Annotated in this window: 19 protein-coding genes; 8 read left to right on the plus strand and 11 right to left on the minus strand. The window is 47.0% G+C overall.

Annotation, left to right across the window (positions count from 1 at the left end):
- Window positions 1–80: 80 nt before the first annotated feature.
- From D0A37_RS16490 to D0A37_RS16510, 5 genes are all read right to left on the minus strand, one after another.
- Window positions 81–791, minus strand: a complete 711-nt coding sequence (locus D0A37_RS16490) for a sugar transferase (protein ID WP_242715948.1) — start codon at window positions 789–791, stop codon at window positions 81–83.
- Between the two features lie 274 nt (window positions 792–1,065).
- Window positions 1,066–3,063, minus strand: a complete 1,998-nt coding sequence (locus tag D0A37_RS16495; RefSeq protein WP_242715950.1) for an acetate and sugar kinases/Hsc70/actin family protein — start codon at window positions 3,061–3,063, stop codon at window positions 1,066–1,068.
- Between the two features lie 53 nt (window positions 3,064–3,116).
- Entirely contained in the window at window positions 3,117–5,408 is a 2,292-nt protein-coding gene (locus tag D0A37_RS16500; RefSeq protein ID WP_242715952.1) for a hypothetical protein, read from the minus strand.
- A gap of 164 nt (window positions 5,409–5,572) precedes the next feature.
- Window positions 5,573–5,818, minus strand: a complete 246-nt coding sequence (locus tag D0A37_RS16505) for a hypothetical protein (protein WP_242715954.1) — start codon at window positions 5,816–5,818, stop codon at window positions 5,573–5,575.
- Between the two features lie 281 nt (window positions 5,819–6,099).
- Entirely contained in the window at window positions 6,100–6,240 is a 141-nt protein-coding gene (locus tag D0A37_RS16510) for a hypothetical protein (protein WP_242715956.1), read from the minus strand.
- Window positions 6,241–6,513: 273 nt separating this feature from the next.
- On the opposite strand from D0A37_RS16510, the gene D0A37_RS16515 reads away from it, so the two are divergent.
- The 5 genes from D0A37_RS16515 (at window position 6,514) to cobT (ending at window position 10,603) form a co-directional block, all read left to right on the plus strand.
- Window positions 6,514–7,227: a Crp/Fnr family transcriptional regulator gene (locus D0A37_RS16515; RefSeq protein WP_190663937.1), complete on the plus strand. Its 714-nt coding sequence runs from the start codon at window positions 6,514–6,516 to the stop codon at window positions 7,225–7,227.
- A gap of 89 nt (window positions 7,228–7,316) precedes the next feature.
- The gene (locus D0A37_RS16520; RefSeq protein ID WP_242715958.1) at window positions 7,317–7,814 is read left to right on the plus strand and encodes a universal stress protein; all 498 of its coding nucleotides are present in this window, start codon (window positions 7,317–7,319) and stop codon (window positions 7,812–7,814) included.
- Window positions 7,815–8,230: 416 nt separating this feature from the next.
- Window positions 8,231–8,986, plus strand: coding sequence for a DUF2232 domain-containing protein (locus tag D0A37_RS16525; protein WP_242715960.1), 756 nt, complete (start codon window positions 8,231–8,233; stop codon window positions 8,984–8,986).
- Entirely contained in the window at window positions 8,976–9,218 is a 243-nt protein-coding gene (locus D0A37_RS16530; protein ID WP_242715962.1) for a hypothetical protein, read from the plus strand. The genes D0A37_RS16525 and D0A37_RS16530 overlap by 11 nt, the downstream gene beginning before the upstream one ends.
- A 278-nt stretch (window positions 9,219–9,496) precedes the next feature.
- Window positions 9,497–10,603 (plus strand): nicotinate mononucleotide-dependent phosphoribosyltransferase CobT, encoded by a 1,107-nt coding sequence (gene cobT, locus D0A37_RS16535; RefSeq protein ID WP_242715964.1) that lies wholly within the window; start codon window positions 9,497–9,499, stop codon window positions 10,601–10,603.
- A 393-nt stretch (window positions 10,604–10,996) separates the two neighbouring features.
- Here the strand turns inward: cobT and D0A37_RS16540 are convergent, their stop codons facing one another.
- Window positions 10,997–11,395, minus strand: coding sequence for a hypothetical protein (locus D0A37_RS16540; protein WP_242715966.1), 399 nt, complete (start codon window positions 11,393–11,395; stop codon window positions 10,997–10,999).
- A 558-nt stretch (window positions 11,396–11,953) separates the two neighbouring features.
- Here D0A37_RS16540 and D0A37_RS16545 point away from each other — a divergent pair.
- A complete protein-coding gene (locus D0A37_RS16545; protein WP_242715968.1) occupies window positions 11,954–12,196 on the plus strand; it encodes a phycobiliprotein lyase in 243 nt (80 codons plus the stop codon).
- Entirely contained in the window at window positions 12,193–13,302 is a 1,110-nt protein-coding gene (locus tag D0A37_RS16550) for an extracellular solute-binding protein (protein WP_242715970.1), read from the plus strand. Before D0A37_RS16545 ends, D0A37_RS16550 begins: the two co-directional genes overlap by 4 nt.
- Window positions 13,303–13,369: 67 nt before the next feature.
- On the opposite strand, the gene D0A37_RS16555 is transcribed toward D0A37_RS16550, so the two are convergent.
- The 4 genes from D0A37_RS16555 to D0A37_RS16570 all read right to left on the minus strand — a co-directional run bounded on the left by D0A37_RS16555 (window position 13,370) and on the right by D0A37_RS16570 (window position 19,753).
- Window positions 13,370–13,900: a hypothetical protein gene (locus tag D0A37_RS16555; RefSeq protein ID WP_242715972.1), complete on the minus strand. Its 531-nt coding sequence runs from the start codon at window positions 13,898–13,900 to the stop codon at window positions 13,370–13,372.
- Between the two features lie 300 nt (window positions 13,901–14,200).
- Window positions 14,201–17,419 carry a PAS domain-containing sensor histidine kinase gene (locus D0A37_RS16560; RefSeq protein WP_242715974.1) on the minus strand — a complete coding sequence of 1,073 codons (3,219 nt, stop codon included), beginning with the start codon at window positions 17,417–17,419 and terminating at the stop codon, window positions 14,201–14,203.
- A 691-nt stretch (window positions 17,420–18,110) separates the two neighbouring features.
- Window positions 18,111–19,241: an aldo/keto reductase gene (locus tag D0A37_RS16565; protein ID WP_242715976.1), complete on the minus strand. Its 1,131-nt coding sequence runs from the start codon at window positions 19,239–19,241 to the stop codon at window positions 18,111–18,113.
- A gap of 5 nt (window positions 19,242–19,246) precedes the next feature.
- Entirely contained in the window at window positions 19,247–19,753 is a 507-nt protein-coding gene (locus D0A37_RS16570) for a bifunctional nuclease family protein (protein ID WP_015176672.1), read from the minus strand.
- Window positions 19,754–19,996: 243 nt separating this feature from the next.
- Between D0A37_RS16570 and ribE the strand changes: the two genes are divergently transcribed.
- Complete coding sequence (ribE, locus tag D0A37_RS16575; RefSeq protein ID WP_242715979.1) at window positions 19,997–20,710, plus strand: riboflavin synthase; 714 nt, start codon at window positions 19,997–19,999, stop codon at window positions 20,708–20,710.
- 274 nt (window positions 20,711–20,984) lie between these two features.
- Here the strand turns inward: ribE and D0A37_RS16580 are convergent, their stop codons facing one another.
- Window positions 20,985–21,875: a glycosyltransferase family 2 protein gene (locus tag D0A37_RS16580; protein ID WP_242715981.1), complete on the minus strand. Its 891-nt coding sequence runs from the start codon at window positions 21,873–21,875 to the stop codon at window positions 20,985–20,987.
- Window positions 21,876–21,883 lie beyond the last annotated feature (8 nt).

Consider the following 21,883-nt stretch of genomic DNA (forward strand, 5'->3'; position numbering starts at 1 on the left):
ATTTAATCCGTTTCCTACTATTTCATCCGCTTTTTTTCCTAAAATTTAAAATCCCAAAACACCCCAAAATAGCAAATCTATTAACACGCACCATTTTTGCTGAAGACCACCCAAATTGTTTTCCAAATCAAAGTGATGTCGTAGACAACAGACCACTTACCCTGATAGTCGAGATCCATGCGGACAATCTCGTCAAAGTCTTTAACTCCAGACCGTCCGTTGACTTGCCACTCCCCAGTCAGACCGGGTTTGACATTTAAACGCTGCCAGTGGAACTCGTCATAGGCAGCAACCTCATCGGGAGTTGGCGGTCGAGTTCCCACTAAACTCATGTCGCCAACTAACACATTCCAGAATTGAGGCAACTCGTCCAAACTCGTACTCCGCAAGAAGCGGCCGACGCGGGTAATTCGCGGGTCATTTTCATTCTTAAAAATGTGACCCTTGGCTTGGTTGCTAACTAAATGTTTGAGATTGTCTGCACCGACAACCATCGATCTAAATTTCCATATTCTGAAATGTCGCCCTTTGAAGCTGCAGCGGACTTGACTGTAAAGCAGCGGGCCCGGATTGTCCAACAGCATCGCCACTGCCACCGGCACCGCCACCACTGCAGCAATTGCCAATCCCAGCAGCGAGCCCAAAATATCGATCGCCCGCTTTACCTTGCTCGTTACGGATCGGTGATGCTGTTGTTTTGATACACAGACTTTGTAAGTAAATTCTTGAAAAAATAAGGACAGCGTTTCTGATAATGATGATTTCGACGAGGCACCCATCGGAAATTTCATATGATTTGTCTCAACTTCAACGATCTCTTACCTCCATCTTATTAGCCATCCCAAATCTGCAGAACTTGAAATGCTGAGCTTTGCACAATCTTTAAAAACCAATAACACTTTTATAAAGTTTCTATGTATTTTTTATAAAAAAGTATAAAGTGTATGTAAAGTTACGTAAATTTACAGAAAAAAGTTAGTCCTGGACGCAAAAAAACCTGGTTTCGACTAGGACTCTTCCCGAAAGACAGGGAGGATTCTACTGAGAAACCGGGTTTCTTGCCGTTTAGCGATAAATATCTGTGCGAACATCCCAAGCAAGTGTTAGCGGCTCTAACAATTTTTGCTGGCTGCTAGAGGCGAGTTTGCCTAAATATTCGCGGACAACAGAGGCGTGTTCGAGATTCAAACGATAACCCCGTGAGACATCTTCAAAGAAAAGCGGCTCAGCCCAAATTGCTTCCCAATCGGGATTTTGTCTCGACTCCTCGGCCAACAGCATGGAATCTTCCTCCGCAGGTACAAGTCCCGCCGGCAAATTTCCTTCCAAAATCCGCAAAATCCGTGGTTCGCAGGTGCGGGTATTCACGCCCTGGCGTTCCAACAACTGCAAAATTTCTTGAAAGCTCAGAGTTTCCTCACCCAAAACCTGCATTAATTCCCACAGCAGAAAAAAGTCGCTGTACTGCTGCTGCGACACACCCAAAATGTGAGGATAGAGAGCCACACTCGCCAACCCGCAAGCAACTCGACCAATTTTTTGGGAAAAATTTGTACTTGGAGATACAGAATTTAATGCAGAATTGGGAATCTCAAAAATATCTCGATCGACCTGCAATTCCTGGTCTTGAACCACGATCGCATTCGGCAGCTTCTGCCGCAACCAGCGGGCGATCGCAGGCCAAGCACCCATACCCCCCGCACAAATCGCCTGATTAATTCCCGCCGGCGACATTCCCGCGCGGCTGAGCAAAGCATTTAATTCGCGGTTCAACTGCTGCACAAAAGGCACTAAAACCAGACTTTCCAAATCTTTGCGCTTCACATCCCAATGCTGCTGGCCAATATCCAAAGCAAAACTTTTTTGATGTTGCAAAATAACTTTTATTTGCCTTGCCGCCTCTAACAATTGCAGGCCAAAAGCAGAACCTTGTAACCGCTGCTGCAATTGATAGCGACTCGGCAAATCTGGACGGCCAGGACGTGGCAAATCGATCGACATTCCCCAAGTTTCATTTTTAGCCAACAACTGACAGATAATATCCTGATCGAAAGCATCGCCAGCAAAACCAAAACTGTGGCAAGTAAAATCAGCACGAGTTAAATCTTGAAGATTGGACGGCAACTCAACTAAAGCTAATTCCACCGTCGCCGCCCCCGCATTCAAAATCAAAGTTCCCCCGCTAAAAGATGAAGCATTCACAGTCAGCGGTGCAGCTTCTTCAGCGTCCTTAGCAGAATCCACGGCTGACGACTCGACTTCCATACCATTTTTCACAGGAGTTACAGCAGCAAGCAAAGTGGCGATCGCATCTTCCACCACAAAAATTTGCGAACTCGAAGCCACCAGAGACGCGCCCAAAACAGCCTCCCGCAGATTAAACCGATAAACATCCGACCAACCGGCCGGAGTCCCCAAAATTACACCCCGCAAGTCTAAAAGCGCAGCATCCAGAGTTTCTGGCGTCAGTCCCGAAGCCCTACAAATTAAATTAGAAACTGGCCATCCTGCAAAATTCACCCTCGACATTGCAGAATCCAAAATTTCCCCTGATTCGGCAAATTTTTGCCCTTGCGTCCTCGGATTCAAAGTAGCCAGCAATGCCCGCACACCTTGCAGCGGCAAGGCGATCGAAAAAGCCTGCAAGGGCGACCACTGCAACAGCGGTTCGTACATCCCATCCCCCTCCCGCTGATAAGGAATGCCCACCTTTAAAGGCAATTTAAAATTTTCCAGTAAAAATTCTTCTGCAGGCAAAGCCTGGGGTCGGAATCCCACCGACTTGACTGTCACCTCTGACCCTGGGCTTCCTGGGGCTGTGTTCGCCAGCACCGCAGCCGAGGGAATCCGAAAGCTGGCGTCTGCTGCGGAACCATCAGCCTGCGATGATTCCCAGTAAATCGGGTGCAACTGGCCACTGGTGCGATCGACCAAAGCCGCAGATAGGCCACTGGAACCAAAATCAATGCCCAAATACCAGCTAGAATTCCGGCGTTCTCGGGATGGGGCGATCGCACCTGCTGCAGAATGCCCAGCCGACTCTTGCTGCTGTATCCCGACCAACTCGCTAAAATCGGTTTTCCCCTCAACAACTCCTGCTTTACTCTCTGTCGAAATTAGGTTTTTTTTTTACTTTTTGGAGGACTCGATCGCAGTTCGTTAGTTTCGGCAGTTTCTGGAGGGGGAGAATCAATCAAAGGTCGATCGGTCTCGGTCAAACTAGCCAAAATTTCGTCTAGCGTCAAATTCGAGTCGTCTTCCTCCGCAAACAAATCATCCTCAAGTTCGTTTTCCAAAACAAAGGGTTCATCCTCAGATGAGAGTTCCAACACATCGGAGAACAAATCCTCCAGCGTGCCAAGTTCTTCCTCTGCAACCTCGACAAAGGGATTGTTTGCACCGCCATCCTCGGGGGAACTCGCCGATAAATCCAAGCTGTTAGCGACGGAGAAATTCGATCCCCCAAAGCTAGTATTTTCCAATCCCTCCAGATTGTAGAGGTCGGCCTCCAAAAGTTCCAGAGTATTGTTGTCCAAATTTAGAGCTCGATCGAGGTCATCTTCTAATGCCTCGACCGGCAGCAAATCCTCGTCCGGCGAAGCTTGGATGTACCCATCATCGAGCCCCTGCGAGGATGAGTCGAACTCACCCGTTTGAACATCCCTGACACTCGGCACATGGGGCGTGGCACTGGGGGGGTTTGCGCTAGTTTCGGCAGGCGTTTTCAACGGCAAAGCTGCTGATTGAGGCGCAGTAGCGCCGAACTGATCGCTGAGGTTTTGAGCCGTTTCTAGATTTTCTCGATCGTCCGTGTCAAGTTGCACCGCGGCGGTTGAGGTTGGTGGTTCTGAAACTTGAGGTACTGTTGCTACTTGCGGTTCAAATAAATCTGCACTATCTAAAGTTAGAGAGTCTACAGAATTCCCCATTACAAAGTCTGAACCGTCATCTACTAAAATCTCTTCCAGAGATTCGCCTTCATCCAGCAGATTTACCAACAAATCTTCGGTCATTTTTAGCGATTCGGCAGTTCCCTTATCCGGCGCTTGATATTTTCCACCTTCACTTTTCGTCTCAATTACAGTATTCTCTACCGGGAAACTTTCGACTTGTAATTCTACTTCAGGAACCGCTTCTCCCGCGAACAAACTTGCATACAAATCCTCAATCTCTTCGCCTGTTTCTGTTAACGTATTTTCCGATTCACCGCCAGGAAACCGAGTTGCCTCTTGAGATATTTCGGGTTCAGAACCGAACAAGTTATTTTCCGACTCCGGGAGCAAAATTGGAGCTTGAATGCGGTCGCGGTCGCGCCTCAACTGTCTGAATTGAGGAGAAATTTCTGTACCTGCGTAGGGAAATCTGTCTTGTTCTCCGAATTCGCCGGTGCGAATTTCCTGCACCGAGTCTCCAGTCCGAGTCTCTGCAGTATTTGAAAGGGCGGGAGCGACAGGAGATTGATCGGCTGCGGTTGGGGTGACGGTTTCGCGATTATTTGCTAAATCGATCGGCTGTTGAACGTAGGAAGATGCTTCTCGTCCCAACTGTGTGGCTAAGTGGTTGACAAAAGCCGCGAACATCGCCTCGCTCTGCTGACTCAAACCGTACATATTTTCGAGTTCTTGCCTCAAGGAAGCTTGATAGCTTTGCAGATTTGCTTGCAAAGCCTCGAACACGATACCCATCCTAGAATCGAGACTCATCAGCAGACTGTCAGCATGAGATTGAAACAGTTGCATTTGCTCCAACCTCTGAGCCGGCGTCAGCAGCGGGTGTTCTTCTGAGGTTTGTCGGTTAAGTGTTACGTCAATAGCAGATTGTTCATCAGCCGCACTGCCCAAAGAGTATGGTGCTGCGCTGCTTTGCAATAACTGATTTTCTAGGGAACTTAGAATTTGGGAGAAATCGCTAGTCAAGGTTTCTTCCAAGCGGGCAGTCAGTACCTGCAAGAATTCAGCAATGATTTGCTGTTGGTTGGCTTGTTGCTGAGCTAGGGATTGTTGCTGCTGCCGTTTTGCTTCTAGCTTTTTGATTTCTTGAATGAGAGCTTGCTGCTCTTGCCGCAGAGCTTCTATGTCTTCTTGGAGCGGGCCTGTCAGGCTTGAACGCAGGTTGCTGATTTCTCCGGTTACGGCAAGCATGATTTGCTCTGCGGCTGAGGGGCCAGGGGCGGGCAGAGGCACTTTGGGCACTGGAACTGGTTGCGGGCGCACATTTGGGCGGGCGGGGGCTTTTGGGGCCGTTAGCTTGGAGTCTGAGGAAACCAGATAAGCGCGAACTCGCTCTAAAAGTTGGCGCTGGTGGACAGTATCGATCGAACCCGTCCAAGGCAAGCGGGGTGCGGGCTTGCTGAGTACCTCGTCTATCTCAGCAATCAGTGCTTGAATTTTGTACTTCTGAGAATTCAAGGGCGGAACCTCTGGGAATGCGGCTTGGGAGAAACTTTACCGAAAAAAGACTGAAGTCAGGCGGCAGCGATGCCAATAGATAGAATAATCTGAATGCGAGTCCGTCAATAATTCACTAATATTTTCTGACAACTGTTAATTAACGTTTTGCCTTCGGATAACTTCTATTGCCTATGATAGGTTAGCCGGTACTTCCGCACCAAATGCCCGCTTCTATCAATTGCAAGTGCTGTCAAATTCTGCGGCTCAGGGGCGAGTTTCCCGACCCGGAGGCTGATTCCTGCTCGTAAGAGCTGCGATCCCGATGAACTTTTGCCTTCACCTGCTTGAACGGCGGGCCGCACACTGTCACCGCGAGTTTCGTTAGTTTCGTTAGTATGGTGGCGCGCCCCTGTCTCTTGATCTTTCACCGACTTGGAAAAAACCTCAAACAATTTGGCATTTGGGATACCGAGATTCGGGATTGTCCCCGTATACTGGGTTTGAGTAACCTTCTATCATAGCCTTTTATCTGTATTCATGGCTACATACTAATGGTACAATAATCTTGGGGTAGCATAAAAGTTTGCTGGGAAGTGGGTGGGTTTTGCTCGCCAAGAGCGCCAGTCTTTAGGCTCCCAATGGCTTTGGATTTTGCCGATCGTGCTGACACTTGCCAGGTTCTAGGCAGTTGCTCGGATTTGGGATCTGTCTACCGTGCTTGCAGGCTGGTGTTCGGGGATTCTGCCTTCTCGACAGCAGGGCCGAGTGACAACAAATCTCTCAGCAGTGTTAAGCTTTCTAAGCGAAGTGCTTTCAAAGGTAATTCGATCGGCTCACTCGTTTGCCACATTGCTAAAATTTTGTTAATAAAATTTGCTCAGTGGTATATATCTAAAAAATTATGGTATATTCTTTAGTTTCTAGCTCCCAATCAGAGCTTGAGGCTATTAATTCCCATATTGAGCCTTTGACCGCAAAACTTTAGAGGTAAAATTGCCGATTTTAGATCCTTGATTTTAGATCATTGTTTCTCAAATCTTGAATCTCAAATCGAATGACTCGGCTGCAAGCTATTTCTAACTGCCCAGCGCAGCTCAAGCGCATAAATTAAAATGATGGCCTCATGGAAGACCGCTTTAACACCCGAGATCCGAATTCTAATATAAATCAATTGATAGTTTCTACTCCTTTTTTTGCAGGATTACCCGATCCTGTAATCGAGAGAGCAACTGTCCACATCGTTACCCGCAGTCATCCGTCAAATCAAGTGATTTTACTCGAAAATGACTGGGGAACATCAGTGTATTTTATATTGGATGGTTGGGTGAAAATTCGCACCTACAACCTAGACGGAAAAGAAGTAACACTGAATATTTTAGGCAAAGGAGAATTATTCGGGGAAATGGCTGCGATCGAAGAAGCACCGCGATCGACAGATGTGATCACCCTAGCCCCGACACTGATCGGCAATATGCCATCTCAGGATTTTGTGCAGCTCATTCATACCGAGCCACTAGCCGGCATTCGCCTAGCTCAACTGATGGCGCGTCGCCTGCGACAAGTCAACCGCCGCTTGCGTTTGCGAGAGTCGGACAGTACCTCGCGAGTAGCAGATATTCTATTATTTTTGGCAGAGGGGCAAGGCAAAAAAATCCTGGAAACAGGAGGTACAGAAATTCCCAACCTGCCACACAGAGAATTGAGCAGCCTCAGCGGGCTGGCTCGCGAAACAGTAACGCGAGTGCTGAGCAAGCTGGAAAAAAAAGGAACTATTCAGCGCGAACGTGACGTTTTGTGCATTCCCGACCTGCACGCCTTAGAGCGTCTGTTAGTCTAGAAGTATCAGAGTTTGCTAATTGGAATTAGATTCAAAAGCACTCTCTCTTAACTAACTGATATTAGTGATTGCCCGCAGGAGGTAAAGCTGTGAGTTTTAAGAAAATTTTCGCCGCCTTAGATGATTCTGAACTGGGCCACCGCGTCTTCAGTCAAGCTCTAGATTTAGCTCTCAGGGATCACGCCCAAGTGATGCTATTTAACTGCGTTACTGTCAACACCCTGGGGGAGACGGCAGTGCCAATTCCGGTAGATTTGGGCATGAATGTCGAGTTAATGGATCAAGCTTATCAAGCTCAACGTTTGCGGCTGGAAAGGGATGTAAAACAGGCTTCGGGTTTGCTGAAAAATTACTGCGACGCGGCAACCAAACAAGGATTGCAGGTAGAATTTGACTGCAAAATGGACGGTGCTCCTGGGCATAGTATCTGTGAATTCGCCCAAAATTGGGGCGCAGATTTAATAGTGTTGGGGAGGCGCGGCCGGACGGGGCTGGCAGAAGCTTTCCTCGGTAGCGTCAGTAATTATGTCGTTCACCACGCATCTTGTTCGGTTTTGGTAATCCAGGAAGGCAAAATCGAAAAATAATGCTGCTGAAAATTTTTGCTGAGAAAATCCATCTAAAATAAGACTTGCGTTCCTACCGAAACCCAGTTTCTGCGAGCAATATTAAATTTGGCGGCGAGGCATCCAAACAGTGAAACCGGGAATCAGCCGTATCGGGCGCAAGTCCCGTAAAATCGGAAAATCGGAAAATTGGGAATCAGCCGTATCGGTCGTCAGTTCCATGAGAAGGAGTCAGAAGACAGAATTCAGAATTGAGAATACCCCATGCCCCAAGTCAGGGGAAACGGTCACGGAAAGAATTTTTTGTGCTCCACGATTAAAATCGGGGGCTTTCAACCTCGATTCTCCATGCAGTCGCAGATAATTTATTCTGGATTCTGGCTCATAAATTCTGAATTCTTATTCGGTAAAATCTAAAATCTAAAATCTAAAATCGGATGAGTGATTTTTTGTCAGCAGATGCTGCGTCTAATTCGGGTAGTTCTCCCAGTACAAATAACGAGCCGCAAACCGCCGATATTTCAGCAATGGCTGGCGATCGTACAAATCCCGCTACGGGGAAGCGCTCATCGGAAGAAGCGCCTTTAAGGCTTGTAGAAACGGCTTTTTTGGCAAGTACCGCTAGCTTAATTTGGCTGGTAAATTATTACTTTCCGCTGGGGCCTTTGCTGCGGGTTTTTTTCCCGATACCCATCGCCCTGGTTTACTTGCGCTGGGGCAACAGAGCCGCTTGGATGGCAGCTTTGGTATCGGGTTTGCTGCTGTCGGTACTTATGGGCCCGACGCGGAGCATTTTATACGTGATGCCTTTTGGAATTATGGGAGTGGCGCTAGGAGGACTTTGGAGGCGCAAAGCGAGTTGGTCATTATCTATTAGTGTGGGTGCAGTAATTGGTACTGTAGGGTTCTTTTTTCGGTTTTGGCTGCTGTCCGCGTTGGTGGGTCAAGATCTATGGGTTTACGTAACGGCCCAGGTAACAGAGATGGTGGAATGGCTGTTTGTGAAGCTGGGCTGGCTTAATGTACCGAGTTTGAGCACAATTGGGGCGATCGCCGCCGGGATGATTTTGGTTAACAATATTGTCTATTTATTTGTAGTGCATTTAGTAGCTGTGCTGCTATTAGATCGTTTGGGGAATCCAATTCCGCGTCCGCCAAGCTGGGTGCAAGTTTTGATCGATTATGAAGAGTAGTTATTTGAAGGAAGAGGGAAGAAGGAAGAAGGAAGAAGGAAGAGGGAAGAGGGAAGAAGGAAGAGGGAAGAGGGAAGAGGGAAGAAGGAAGAGGGAAGAAGAATCTCTTTACCAATTATATTATTTCTATTCTGATAACCGTTATAAATTTTGTAGTGAGGACTTGAGTCCTCAGATATTTATGAGGACTAAAATTTTCACTACAAACCTCTTTAATTGCAGATATTTATGAGGACTAAAATTTTTACTACAAACCTCTTCAATTGCGATCGTGACGGCGGACATGATATGACTAATTTAGCAACCGCCAAGACGGTTAAGGCATTCTTAATCCTTGAAACTATCACTATTACTACTTCTTTTTTATTATTCCTTCTTCCTTCTGCTATAGCAATCCTTGCAGAAGTCGTAATTTTTTTACCCTACCCCAACCCTCCCCGAACCCGCAGGGAGAAAGTAAGAAATTCACAAATGATGCGAGGATTGCTATCTAACTAATAACTAACTATTATGATTGGTATTTATACAAAAGTTGAACAGGGGCAGCGATGGCTCGATCGCTATCGGGGACGAAAACCGATATTTGCCTGCGTGTTAGGATTTACCGCTACTGGCTTAATTCCGGGGATTTCAGCAGCAGGAGCAACGCCGCACGATCGACAATTTACTTGTTTAGCCGATGCAGAATTTTTGTATAACGGCCCCCAACCGTCGCCCCAATATCCTTTGCCGCCCCTAGAAGCGGGGGCCTCGCCGGTATTGATATCTCGCGCTGTAGTCGAAGCTTTAGAACTTCCCCTTTACCTATTTAATGCTGGTTTGCCTCTCCCACCTCCCGTACCTGCAATTGATTTGGGTGGCACTCCGGCAAAATGTCTGATTTCTGGGAAGGCTTTAGAACTCGAAACAGTCAAACATTTGCTCGAACAAGGATTAATTTGGGGAGCTAAATTGGCTGCTCAAACTAATGGCAGCTATTTAATTTTAGGGGAGTGCGTAGTTGGGGGAACGACTACTGCTTTGGGCGTGTTAATGGGTTTGGGTATTGCAGCGGCGGGCAAAGTTAATAGTTCTCATCCTCGCTGCAATCACGCTCAAAAATTGGCTGCGGTGACAGCGGGACTCAATAATGCTGAGTGGGAAATTGGCGGACAAAACAGCACTCCCCTGGAATTGGTAGCGGCGGTGGGTGATCCGATGCAAATAGCGGTGGCGGCAATGGCGATCGCCGCGAGTCGGACTTGCGGGGTACTCCTCGCCGGGGGCACGCAAATGCTGGCAGTGTACGCTTTGATGCAAGCCTTAGTCAGGGAATATGCTCTGGTATGGCGTCCCAAACAAGTTGCGGTGGGGACTACGCGCTGGGTGGCCGAAGACCCTACAGGAGACACTGTAGGACTCGCTAATCATATCGGCGGTGTGCCTCTGTTGGCCGCGCAGCTAAGTTTTGCTGGATCTCGCTACGGGCAATTGCAAGCTTACGATCGCGGCTATGTTAAGGAAGGTGTGGGTGCGGGAGCCTGTGCGATCGCCAGTGGCCTGACTGCAAATTGGACTCCTCCTCAACTCCTTCAAGCTGTTGAGAGTTTAGCCTTGCGGTGTGAAATTAAACATTAGAGAGTGCTGGAGGCAAAAAACCAGGTTTGGTGTTTACTGAAAATATTGGGGTTTTGCAGCGACGAATACACTCGCAAACCGGGTTTTTAGTTTTCTCTGCGTCCAGGAATGTTAGGAATTAAATATTAAAAATTCAGAGGCGGCGATCGAGCTGCGAACATGGTTGTGCTGCTCACCCAGCTTCGTTTGGGCTGAATAATTATATCACTTTTTGTAGCATTTATGCTCTCACCTTTACAGAATTTTCTACACAATATCTGGCTTGGATGCAGTATTCCTCCTGCTAATTGGGGGAGATAAACAACTGTATGAAAGGAATCTCTAAGTAGACCAGCATAAATCAACGCAACTTGTAGTTTTTTTAAATTACTACCCGATCCCCGCTAGCAATATTTAATTAGGCCCGCCTAGATGTTGCGAGTGCATTCTTTTGGAGAGCAACTGTTCTTCCAAGGCGGCAATTCGATTATAAGCTGCTGTTAGCTGAGCTGTTAAGCGCTGGATTTGAATCTCTGCGCTCAGCTCTTTTTCCAGGCTTTGAGAGTTCTTGTCGAAGTAGCTGTCATCTAACAGAATGTCTTTGTGTTCGAGGAGGCCATCGAGACTGCTGTAGCTTTGATAGGGGGAGGTTTGGTCATTTCCTAGCGTTCCAGAGCGATCGTTTCTCTGTTGCTGGGTCAGCTTCGTCTCCTTGGCAGACTCCAAGAGCTTTTCATTGAGGTTTTCTATGAGTTTGTAGAGGGCCTCGACTTGTTGGCTCAATACTGTAACTTGCTGGCGGAGCGCTTCCATACAATAATCCTTTGGCTCGTAAATTATATCTTTACATTTTAGGTAAATCTTTACATAACTTGGATTTATTACTAAATTATTTAATTTTTGACGTAATTGTTGTGTTCCCAATCCTGACGGTAGACTGAGGGAGCCAGCTTGAAGATAATCGATCGCCATTCGTGAGTCGATTGTAGATTGTAGATTTTAGGTTTTATAGAGTCTGGGACACAGGAACCGGGTTGGTTAACCTCCATACTTCGTTCAAACCTTCAATCAGAGTTAAAACGTCGGGTTTCTGAGAGTGGGATCGCAGAGTGTCCTATTAGATTGACTTCGCTCTCGCCAGTGCTTTCAGGATTCACATGAATGGATTTTTAGTTTTTTTAGTTATTAAGCTGTCCCCGATTTAAAAAGGATTTTTCACTTCGGTTGTGTAAAAAGCGTCATCCAACGGCAGATGGCAGCGCTCTCGTTGTTTTGTTATATTAAAAAATGTAACACAGATGCAGTCGATCGACCCCGCTGGCGATCACAACTGGCTCAAAGGAACTTCCAGCAGAGAAATTAGGCGTTAAGTTGACGGCGTTTTCGGCATCCGAAAGCTCGATCGACAAGCTAGAAGGTAAAATCAGGGCAAGAGCAAAACAGACTCAGAAGGCAGCAGACTTAAAAGGGAGCAGAACCGAGTACAATGGCTCTGTGTTTGAGGAAGAAATAAGACAAATCGGCGCCAACTACCGGACTCGACAAACAATTATTTCCCGGGCTGTAGAACACAAAACGATCGGTCAATATTTAGAAAAGCGGATTCACAGGTGAAACGAAGGTCTTTGCTATTGGGGGCCGCCACCCTAACTCTAAGTCAATTGGCGGCAGGGTGCGACTCGAAGCCCATTCTCAAAATTCAATCGCTCAAAAACGGTATTCCGGCCCAACTGGTAAGCAAATTTAGCCGCGATGTACAACCGTCTCCGCTTTTACAAGTAAGGCAAGAAGCACAATTAAAAGAATTATTCGCCCTGTTGCAGGAGTGGAAACGGGTTCCCAAATCAAAAAATCAAGCTAACTTGGTGATGTTGGGAGATTACTGGCTGACTTTGGCAATTCGGCAAAAATTGATTAAGCCGATCGATCCTGCTAAGTTTGCTAATTGGTCACAATTGCCCGAAAGATGGCAACAACTCGTCAGGCGCAACGATGACGGTAAATTAGATCCTAAAGGTAAAATTTGGGCCGCACCTTACCGCTGGGGAAGTACGGTAATTGCCTATCGAACCGACAAATTTAAGGCTTTGGGGTGGACTCCGACAGATTGGAAAGACTTGTGGCGACCCGAATTGCGCGATCGAATTTCTCTGCCGGACAGTGCTAGAGAAGTTATCGGTTTAACTTTAAAAAAAATCGGAAAATCTTACAATACGCAGCAATTAGATCAAGTCCCAAATCTTAAAAAAGAACTTGCAAATCTGCACGAACAAGTTAAACTTTATAGTTCTGACGCTTACCTGCAACCATTAATTTTAGGCGATACTTGGTTGGCAGTAGGTTCCTCTGCGGACTTGCTGCCACTGCTGCAAACTCAAAAGGATATTGCTTTAGTAACTCCAGTTTCGGGAACTGCACTTTGGACGGATTTGTGGGTAGAACCAGCCTCAGGGAAGCCACTTTCTTTAGTGGAAAAATGGATTGATTTTTGCTTGCATCCTCGGATCGCTCCTCAATTATCTTTGCTGGCTAAGGCTAGTTCCCCGATAATTGTCGGCATGAAACCCGAAAATTTGCCGGAAGCTATTCGCACTAATTCTGTGTTGTTGCCGGATGCGAAGATTCTTGCGGCTAGCGAGTTTCTGCTGCCTTTGGGCGATGCGGGGATTGCCGAATATCGATCGCTCTGGCAAGAAATTCGGCAAGTAGTGAGAAGTTAAAATGTAGAGTGCGTCAGCTCTTGATTTATGGATTATCCAGAAAATAACTCGCGGATGACGCACCCTACTAAAATTCCTTCAGCTTTCCTCGAAGACCTGGATTTGAGAGAGATTCTAAATCAATCCGACAGTTAAGCCCATCGCCCTTGCACGAATAAACTGCCAAAGCAGTGCCTTGACGGTTGCAAACTCGCACATTGTAACCGTAGTCGCGGGCGACAGTGCCAAAGTGGTTGACAAACTGATAGCGTTCTATATAATCGAGCAAACTCCAAAGTTGGCGGTTGACTATGAGAATTACCCAAGTATTGCCGGGATCGACAAACCAGCGATCGAGCAATTTGCCGCCAAACAGTTTTTGAGCTAACCACAGACTCGGCACGCTTTTTTCGGTTTGCGAAAGCGGGGGCGACGGGAAATTCGCAGCGTTGCCAGTCGGGCAGATCGGCTGCTGGGAAAATGCCGCAGACTGTCCCCACAGCAAGGCTCCGAGGCACGCAGAACAGGCGATCGGGAACAAAAATAAACTTTTTGTCAAAATGCCGTGTTTGCGGCGAGAAACTTGATTTTCGTGGCGCATTTTGTGGTAATTCATCATATTCTTAGACAAGATTGCATAAATCATTCATTGATACAGAAACCGCCGATGTAAGGCAGATAAACACGGATAAACGCAGATAATTTTAAATTACTCGTTACTAGGCTCCAGCCTAGTAACGCAGATCCGGAGGCTCTGCCTCCATGTTTCCAAGCGAGGCAAAGCCTCTAGATTTAGGTTCCCAGGCTGGAGCCTGGGAACCAGTTAATTTTATTATTCTTCAGTCCGCGGAGGCGGACATTGTTTGTATAGTAGCGGTTTCAACCGCCGACTCTTCTTGCTCTTATTTCTGCAAAATTATTAAAATTCCGATCGCCTAAACAATGAAGCAGGCAGACAAGCAGTAAAAGTAGAACCACAATTCAACTCGCTATAAACTTCAATATCGCCGCCCATCATCTGACAGAAACGCTGGCTGATAGTCAGTCCCAAACCAGTACCGCCGTACTTGCGAGTAGTTGAATTGTCAGCTTGAGTAAAAGGTTGGAACAGTCGCTCTTGCTGCTCTGGTGTCATGCCGATGCCCGTGTCCGTCACTCGGAAAATTAAAAATTCTGCATCCAAAATTAACAGTTGAGAAACTCTCGGTTGATATTTATTTTTTAATTCTTCACTGGTAATTCTTTCGACAGTAAGCACGATCGCCCCATTAGCAGAAAATTTAGCGGCATTGCTAAGCAAATTCAGCATTACCTGCCGCACTTTCATCAAATCGCCGTGCATAGCCCCGATATTGTCAGAACTCAATACTTCCAAAGTATTGCCGTTTTTATCCATTAGCGGTTTGATAGTTGTTACCACCTCCTCGATTAAGCCTCCAACATCGAAGCTTTCGAGGTAAATCTCCATCTTGTCAGCTTCAATTTTGGAAATGTCTAGAATGTCGTCAATTAGGCGCAGCAAGTGTTTGCCAGCAGTGCGAATTTTGTCTAAATCCGAGACTACCTGTAAGTTGCCTAACTCTTCGGCATCTTCCACCAGCATATCGCTGTAGCCGATAATCGCGTTCAGGGGAGTGCGTAACTCGTGGCTCATGTTTGCCAGAAAAGCACTCTTGGCGCGGTTGGCGAGTTCTGCGGCTTCTTTGGCCAATTGCCATGCTTCCTCAGCGTCTTTGCGTTCAGTGATATCCCGCAGTGTCGCCACCACCGCTTCGACGCTGCCGTCTGTGGCACAAAGCGGGCTGAGAATGTACTCGTAGTCGCGGGTTCCCCAGCTTGCCGTGGGGACAATTACTTCGCCTTTCACGGGCTCGGCTGTGGCAAATATGCCGTCGCATTCTTGGTGAACCCGGTGCATAATTGTTGGCGACCAGCCTAATTCCTGCCAGGTTTTGCCAATCATTTCTCTGGGGTTCATGCCGGCAGCTTGAGCGGCGGTGCGGCTGACATAGGTGTATTTTCCCGATCGATCTACTAGAAAAATTAGGTCAAGAGAAGCGCCGAGAATCCCGTCAACTGTTCTGGCGTGTCGGGCTACCTGAGCGGTCATTTGTCTGACTGTGATGGCGCCGCGGACTCTGGCGGCAAGTTCAAACTGCAAGAGTTCGTTGGTTTGTTGGAGGAATAGAGTGCGCTGTTCGACTTCTATTTCTAGTTCTGCTTTGGCTTTTTCTAGGGTGAGTTCGGCAAGTTTGCGATCGCTCACATCTGTAGAAATTGTACCGACTGCATAAGCTTTACCTTCGGAGTTGCAGAGGGGAAATTTCAGAGAAATATAAGTGTGCGGGCCATCGTCTTGAGGGATGATTTCTTCGATGGTTAGGGGCGAGGAGGATTCGAGAACTTTCAGGTCATTTTCTCGCAAGGCTGCTGCTTTGTCTTGGGGAAAAATATCGCCATCAGTTTTCCCTGTTATTTGCTCTTTTGCGATGTCGAACAAATTGTCAAAATGGCGGTTGGTGAGTAGGTATTTTCCCTCAACATCTTTGATGTAAATTACTGCTGTTGAGTTGTCTAAAATCGCTTGCAGCAGTGCTTCGCTCTTTCGCAGGGCTTTTTGAGTGTTTTGGCGATCGAGTATTTCTGGCTGCAGCAATTCCAAGTTGAGGCGGTTTAAGTCTTGCCAAGCTTCCTGGACTTGATTTAAGGCGATCGCGCTTTTTTCTTGTTGTGTATTGGCCGGCCGCGACTGATTTGAGACGGAGTGTGCAGGCAATTCTAGGGGTTGGAAAGCGAGCGGGATGTGGGGATTTGCGATTGGGCCATCGCCCGAAATTTTTTTATATCGAAAATCGACCGCTAATTTACCGTTTAAACTCGATTTTTTAGGGAATAAATCGGAAAATTCGCCGAAATTTAAATTGTCATAAATTAGATCCACATTCCGGGATCGCTGCGGCGGTTCGGCGGTGGAGTTAGATGCCCCATTCCCGTCTGCTGTTGATAAATCTGAGTTAGCGAGTTTGGCAATCCGGCGCGTGACTGCAACGCCCAAGGCGAAGGGGACAACGGCAGCCGCAGACATTGCCAGCAGCCAGTTATTGCCCCACCAAGCGATCGAGGTTTTGGGGATGCCCCGCACTAAAATTGCTGCGGGTTTTCCCGCTAAATTGCCGAGGGATTTGGCAGCTACTGCATAAGTTTGACTACCTTTTTGTACGTTTCCGGCGACTGGTTTCCCGCCGGCGGCGAGTGCAGATTTCAGCAGCGATTTTTCTGCCAGCAAGTCTGGTAACTGTTGGTTTTTTGTAACTGCTTGCGAACTTGCCAAAACAAATTTGCCGTCAGCCAGCGGTGCGTAGATAGCCTGATATCCGCCGCCCTCTAAATTGACCATTTCGCTGCTAGCAACTGCTGGCCTTGGGTTGAGAATTTTTCCTAACACTAAGGCAGCAATCACTGTATGAGTTTTTGGATCTTTTACGGGAATTGCTGCGTAACGGACGAGCACAGGGCGATCGCCCTTTCCGGGTGGCAAAGATCCCAATTGTTTCTGAACTTGTGATTTGGCAATGATTTCGGTAGCTGTAATTTGCTGTTTTGCAGCGAATACTTGATCGACTATTTTTTGCAGGTTAAAACTTTTTCCCTTTTGGCTGGGGTTGACGCTAACAACTATCTGCCGATTTTTTCCTACTAACGCCGCACTGTCTATTTCCCCTGTTTTGACTTGATTTTCCAAAAGTTGCTTGACAGATTTTTCTAAATATGAGTTTTTTTTCGGGCTGTTGTAAGCTAAAGCTGTTTGGGCGATCGTTTTAGTGTCTGAGGAGTTTTGCAAACGGTCGGCGGCGCGATCGAGTTTGAGATTGTAGTTAATTTCACTAAGGCTCAGTTCTGATTTTGCTTGATTTTGCAGTTGATTGTTTGCAAGGGCCGATGTTAGCCAAAGTGCTGCTCCCGTTAGTCCGACTGGCAAAATTGTTTGTAAAGCCACCAGTCCAATTAGCTGTTTTCTGGTGACGGACAAGTTGTAAGTGGACGGATTTAAAGCTGTTTTAAACCTTTCGTCGGAAGTCGCAACTTTCGTTGACTGCAGACAATTTTGCTGGCTGTCGTTTAACTGAGTTGGAGCCATAGTAGTAGATGGTGAATCGGTTATAGATGACAGGCGATAAATTAATTTGGAAGGCAATCAATTGTAGATTTTAGATTTTAGATTATAGATTTTAGATTTTAGACTTCGGCGTGAGCGCTCAGTTGAACGATTTTAGATTTTATATCGACTTCGGTTAATCACTCATCATAAAATTGTTGCCTCTCGCCGGTGCCAACCCCGCAAGAAAATGACTGGGGTATTCGCAAAGAAATCAGTTTCTAGGCGTTAATCAGATTATCTTATTTAGGTGTTTTTACTTATACTGTCGGCTCGCTCCTATTGAAAGTTTGTTCGGAGCATCCCAATGATTGCTCTCACAGGAGTGCTCGCGCTTAGATGTAGGCTTGGCTTTGCAGGATGCTCGCACTTCTGTGAAAACGCTTTGTGCAAAATCGGGATGCTCCTGCTGACAGTCGCCAGAATAAGTAATTTTTCTATGACTGTATCGTAAATTTACTTAAACTGAGATGTTGCACCATTCTCAATAAGGTTTTTATGGGCGGGCAGGAGGCCCAAGCCCTATTCCCCACAAGAAATTAATTCTTTGTGGAACAGTCCTCTTGCCTGTTAAGCGAGAATGGTGCAGGATGTAAGGTTAAACCAAAGTTTAGCCTAATTATTGCAAAACTTAGATACGCTCGATCGACCTTTTCCCTTCATCACCTTTTTTTCAATCCCACAACCGCCTGCCTGCTTTGCCGCCGAGTCGCTGGTGAGTATCTTTGAGCAAAGTTGGGATGTCTAACTCTTCGGGACACCGGGGCAAACATTCGCCACAATCGGTGCAGCGGTTGCCTTTGCTGCCGGGAAACCAGTGTCCGGCATTTTCAAACATGGCGTAGCGGTATTTGCCAAACTCAGTCATGTCGCACCCGACGGCGAGATTGCGGAGTCGCAATACTTCGGGAATGTTGATGTTTTCCGGGCAAGGCAAACAGGCATAGCACTGGCTGCATTTGTCGGTTTTCAAAGTGGCTGCAATAACCGACTCTAGCCGATCGAATGCAGCGATTTCGGCGTTGGTGAGGGGAAAGTCGCGATCGCAATATTTCAGGGGTTGCTCCAATTCTGTCGGATTTGCAGCCCCCACACTCAAAGTCCCAATCCTAGTATCGCTAAGTAAAAACCGATAGTTTAACTCTAAGGGCGAGAAAGGCGAGCACAATTGTGCGAGAGTTTCCGGGGGGGTGTAGAGTTGCCCTCCTTTGTCTGACGGGGAAATGATGAAAACGCCCATATCTTTGTGCTTGGCGAGTTCAATTGCCGGGGCGTTGCGCTGAAAAAAATAGTAGTAATGCAGATTGACAAATTCAAACAAATCTGTATTGATTGCAGCCAAAATCAGATCCAGAGGCCCGTGAGTCGAAAAGCCGACGTGCCGAATGCGACCATCGGCGAGGGCTTTGCGTACAGCTTCCATGCAGCCTGTGGCCGATCGCACAATCGCCAAATGTTCCCAAGTATTCAAACCGTGAATTGCCAGACAATCGATATAGTCTAAATTCAGGCGTTTGAGGGATGCGTCTATGCAGCGTTCCATTGCTGCTGCATCCTCGGTTGGGGAAATTTTTGTAGTGATGTGGAGGCGCGATCGATCGACAGACAAACCCGCCGAGAGGGCCGCGCCAAGATATTCTTCGCTGCAACCGTAACCAGCCGCCGTTTCCAGGTGATTGATTCCCAGAGACACCGCCTGTTTTACAGTCTGACAGGCAGTTTCCTCAGAAGCCAAATAGCGCATGGTTCCCAAGGAAAATACCGACAGGTGCAACTCCGTTTTGCCAAACCGTCGATAGCGCATAAAGGTTAGGAAGTTTCGCCCGGGCCCAAGCCGCTTCTCTTGATCAAATCCTCTGGACGGAGGTTTGAGATAAATTCCCGGAAGGCCCGGCGTTCGGCCTCATCAGCATCTCGATCGACCGGTATCGAAGCATCGGCGACGACTTCTTCCATCACCCAGATGGGGCAGTTCGTTCGCAGGGCTAGGGCGATCGCGTCGCTAGGTCGGGCATCGATCTCTTTTTTAACTTCACCCTGACGAACTATCAGCACGGCATAAAACGTGTTATCTTGCAGCGAGTGAATAACTATACGCTCCAAGGTAAGACTCCATGCCTCTAAGAAATTGACCATCAGATCGTGAGTTAAGGGGCGAGGAGGCTTGTGACCTTCGATCGCGCTAATAATAGCCTTTGCTTGCTCCTGACCGATATAAATAGGCAAAGCCCGTCGCTCAGTAGCGTCTCTCAATAGGACAATAGGACTGCGCGTGGCTGCATCTAAGGCAATTCCAGCGACTTTCATTTCAATCATTCGATCGGCCTCATAGAATTAAGAAACTGTAAGGCAGTAGAGAACTTGGACATAAAGATCACCTAAATCCAGTATGACTTGATCTTCGCCTGAATCTGCAACAGATCTGGGACTGTCGATTTTAGATTTTAGATTTTAGATTTTAGATGAGGTTGGGGGGGAGAGGGGGACGGCAAAACCTCAGGTATCTGGTTTGTGGCTGTGGTTTGATGTAAATAAGCGATCAATTACGGAAAAATACTGATGTTTACAGGACTAATTCAATCTCGGGGAAAGCTGAAGTCGCTAGGCAACGATTATTTCCAAATTTCCTGCACATCAAACAACTCCTATCAGATTTTACAAGATTTAGCCATTGGGGACAGCGTAGCCGTGGATGGAGTCTGTTTGACGGTGGTGGAAGTTCTGCCGCAAGGTTTTGTCGCCGTCGCTTCCCCTGAAACCCTGCGCCGCACAACTCTGGGATCATTCCCCGATGCTTTGGTGAACCTAGAAACCTCCCTGCGCGCCGGTAGCAAATTGGGGGGACATTTTGTGACGGGGCACGTAGATGCGATCGGCACTTTAGCCACATCAACCCAAACCGCCAACGCCTGGGAGATGCGGTTCACGGCCCCACCAACAGCAAATTCGGGATGGCAACGTCAAATCGCACCTTACATCGTTTCCAAGGGCAGTATCGCCGTCAACGGCATCAGCTTAACCGTGGCAGATTGCGATGCTGACGGCAATTGGTTTGAAGTTGCTGTCATTCCCCACAGTTTCGGTGAGACAAACCTCAGCTATTTGCAACCAGGAAGTTTAGTAAACTTAGAAGCAGATATTTTGGGCAAATATGTCGCCAAATTTCTCCGCAGCGGCTCAAAATCCCATCCCGAACCGTGGGAAGAAACCCCCACAATCAACAGTTTGGGAACAATTACACCAGAATTCTTAGCAGAACACGGATTTATCTAATCGTAGATCAAACTCGGCGGTTGAAACCGCTACTATACAAACGAAGTCCGTCTCTGCGGACTAAAGAATAAAGTTTTCGGGTGCGTCAGCAGCGAATTATTCTATCAATAATTGACTGTTCAAAGCAGACGCACCCCACTAACTCTGAATTCTCTCTCTGCTTCATCAATTGATGGGACGGGCAAGATGCCCATCCCACAAGAAAAAATAACTCTTGTGGGATGGGCATCTTGCCCGTCCTAATTATTTTGGCAAGAGATCTATTAATAAAACTCTATTCCTCAACAAAATTGTTTTTCTCCCAAAACAATCCCGCAGCAATTCCCGCCTGAGAAACTAAAAACAATGCAGCAATTAATAGCTTTTGAAAGCCCGGTGCGTGGAAAAATGGATAAGTTAGCAAATTCAGATAAAATGACGGATGTTGTAGTTTCCCATTAGCCCCGCGTTTCGAGATCATTTGCTGAAACAAAAAAGCACCTCTACCATAATTGAATTGCTGTTTCCAAAATTTGCGAAGAGTTAGTGCGTGTGAGTGATAAACTATAACTTCGGGAGCGTAAATTGCGGCATTGCCCGAATGCAACCACCGAGCGCAAAATTCCCGATCTTCTCCAGCCGCGAGAGAAAAAGTCGTGTCAAAGCCGCCGATTTTTTGGAAAGCCTCAGCGGGAAGGGCAAAATTGTTAGAAGTGAAAAATTGCGCGCGATCGCCAATAGCATTATAGTAACTGTAAAGGTAATCGATCAGTTGCTGGCTGGCAGTAGAATAAATGTTATCCGGCAGCGCGTTTACAGTTCGACCTCCGATTAAGCAATCTGGTGTTTCCACAAATCGCTTTTCCAGATTTTGCAGCCAATCTACCCCCACAGTACAGTCATCGTCTGTAAACACTAAAAATTTGCCTTCTGCGGCAAAAGAGCCAGTATTTCGCGCCGTTGCAGGGCCAGAGTTGGGTTGTGTCAGAAGTGTGATATTTAGTTGATTTTTAAAAGGGGAAATTGTATTTTCTACAGAGATTTCGGTGCTATCGTTGACCACGATCACTTGAAATTGATCACGCGGATATTCAATTTCAACAAAAGACTGAATACACGCCGCTAATTTATCGGGGCGATTGTAGGTTGGAACAATAATTGAAAATAGAGTTTTAGCTTGGTTCATGATAACTA

The sequence above is a fragment of the Microcoleus vaginatus HSN003 genome, assembly GCF_022701255.1.
In the GTDB taxonomy this organism is placed as follows: Bacteria; Cyanobacteriota; Cyanobacteriia; order Cyanobacteriales; family Microcoleaceae; genus Microcoleus; species Microcoleus vaginatus_B.

Excerpts from the sequence above, each read along its gene's own strand:
- D0A37_RS16490 (WP_242715948.1), bottom strand. The coding sequence starts at position 791 with ATGAAATTTCCGATGGGTGCCTCGTCGAAATCATCATTATCAGAAACG.
- D0A37_RS16510 (WP_242715956.1), bottom strand. The coding sequence starts at position 6,240 with ATGTGGCAAACGAGTGAGCCGATCGAATTACCTTTGAAAGCACTTCGC.
- D0A37_RS16515 (WP_190663937.1), top strand. The coding sequence starts at position 6,514 with ATGGAAGACCGCTTTAACACCCGAGATCCGAATTCTAATATAAATCAA.
- D0A37_RS16525 (WP_242715960.1), top strand. The coding sequence starts at position 8,231 with ATGAGTGATTTTTTGTCAGCAGATGCTGCGTCTAATTCGGGTAGTTCT.
- D0A37_RS16530 (WP_242715962.1), top strand. The coding sequence starts at position 8,976 with ATGAAGAGTAGTTATTTGAAGGAAGAGGGAAGAAGGAAGAAGGAAGAA.
- cobT (WP_242715964.1), top strand. The coding sequence starts at position 9,497 with ATGATTGGTATTTATACAAAAGTTGAACAGGGGCAGCGATGGCTCGAT.
- D0A37_RS16540 (WP_242715966.1), bottom strand. The coding sequence starts at position 11,395 with ATGGAAGCGCTCCGCCAGCAAGTTACAGTATTGAGCCAACAAGTCGAG.
- D0A37_RS16555 (WP_242715972.1), bottom strand. The coding sequence starts at position 13,900 with ATGATGAATTACCACAAAATGCGCCACGAAAATCAAGTTTCTCGCCGC.
- D0A37_RS16560 (WP_242715974.1), bottom strand. The coding sequence starts at position 17,419 with ATGGCTCCAACTCAGTTAAACGACAGCCAGCAAAATTGTCTGCAGTCA.
- D0A37_RS16565 (WP_242715976.1), bottom strand. The coding sequence starts at position 19,241 with ATGCGCTATCGACGGTTTGGCAAAACGGAGTTGCACCTGTCGGTATTT.
- D0A37_RS16570 (WP_015176672.1), bottom strand. The coding sequence starts at position 19,753 with ATGATTGAAATGAAAGTCGCTGGAATTGCCTTAGATGCAGCCACGCGC.
- ribE (WP_242715979.1), top strand. The coding sequence starts at position 19,997 with ATGTTTACAGGACTAATTCAATCTCGGGGAAAGCTGAAGTCGCTAGGC.
- D0A37_RS16580 (WP_242715981.1), bottom strand. The coding sequence starts at position 21,875 with ATGAACCAAGCTAAAACTCTATTTTCAATTATTGTTCCAACCTACAAT.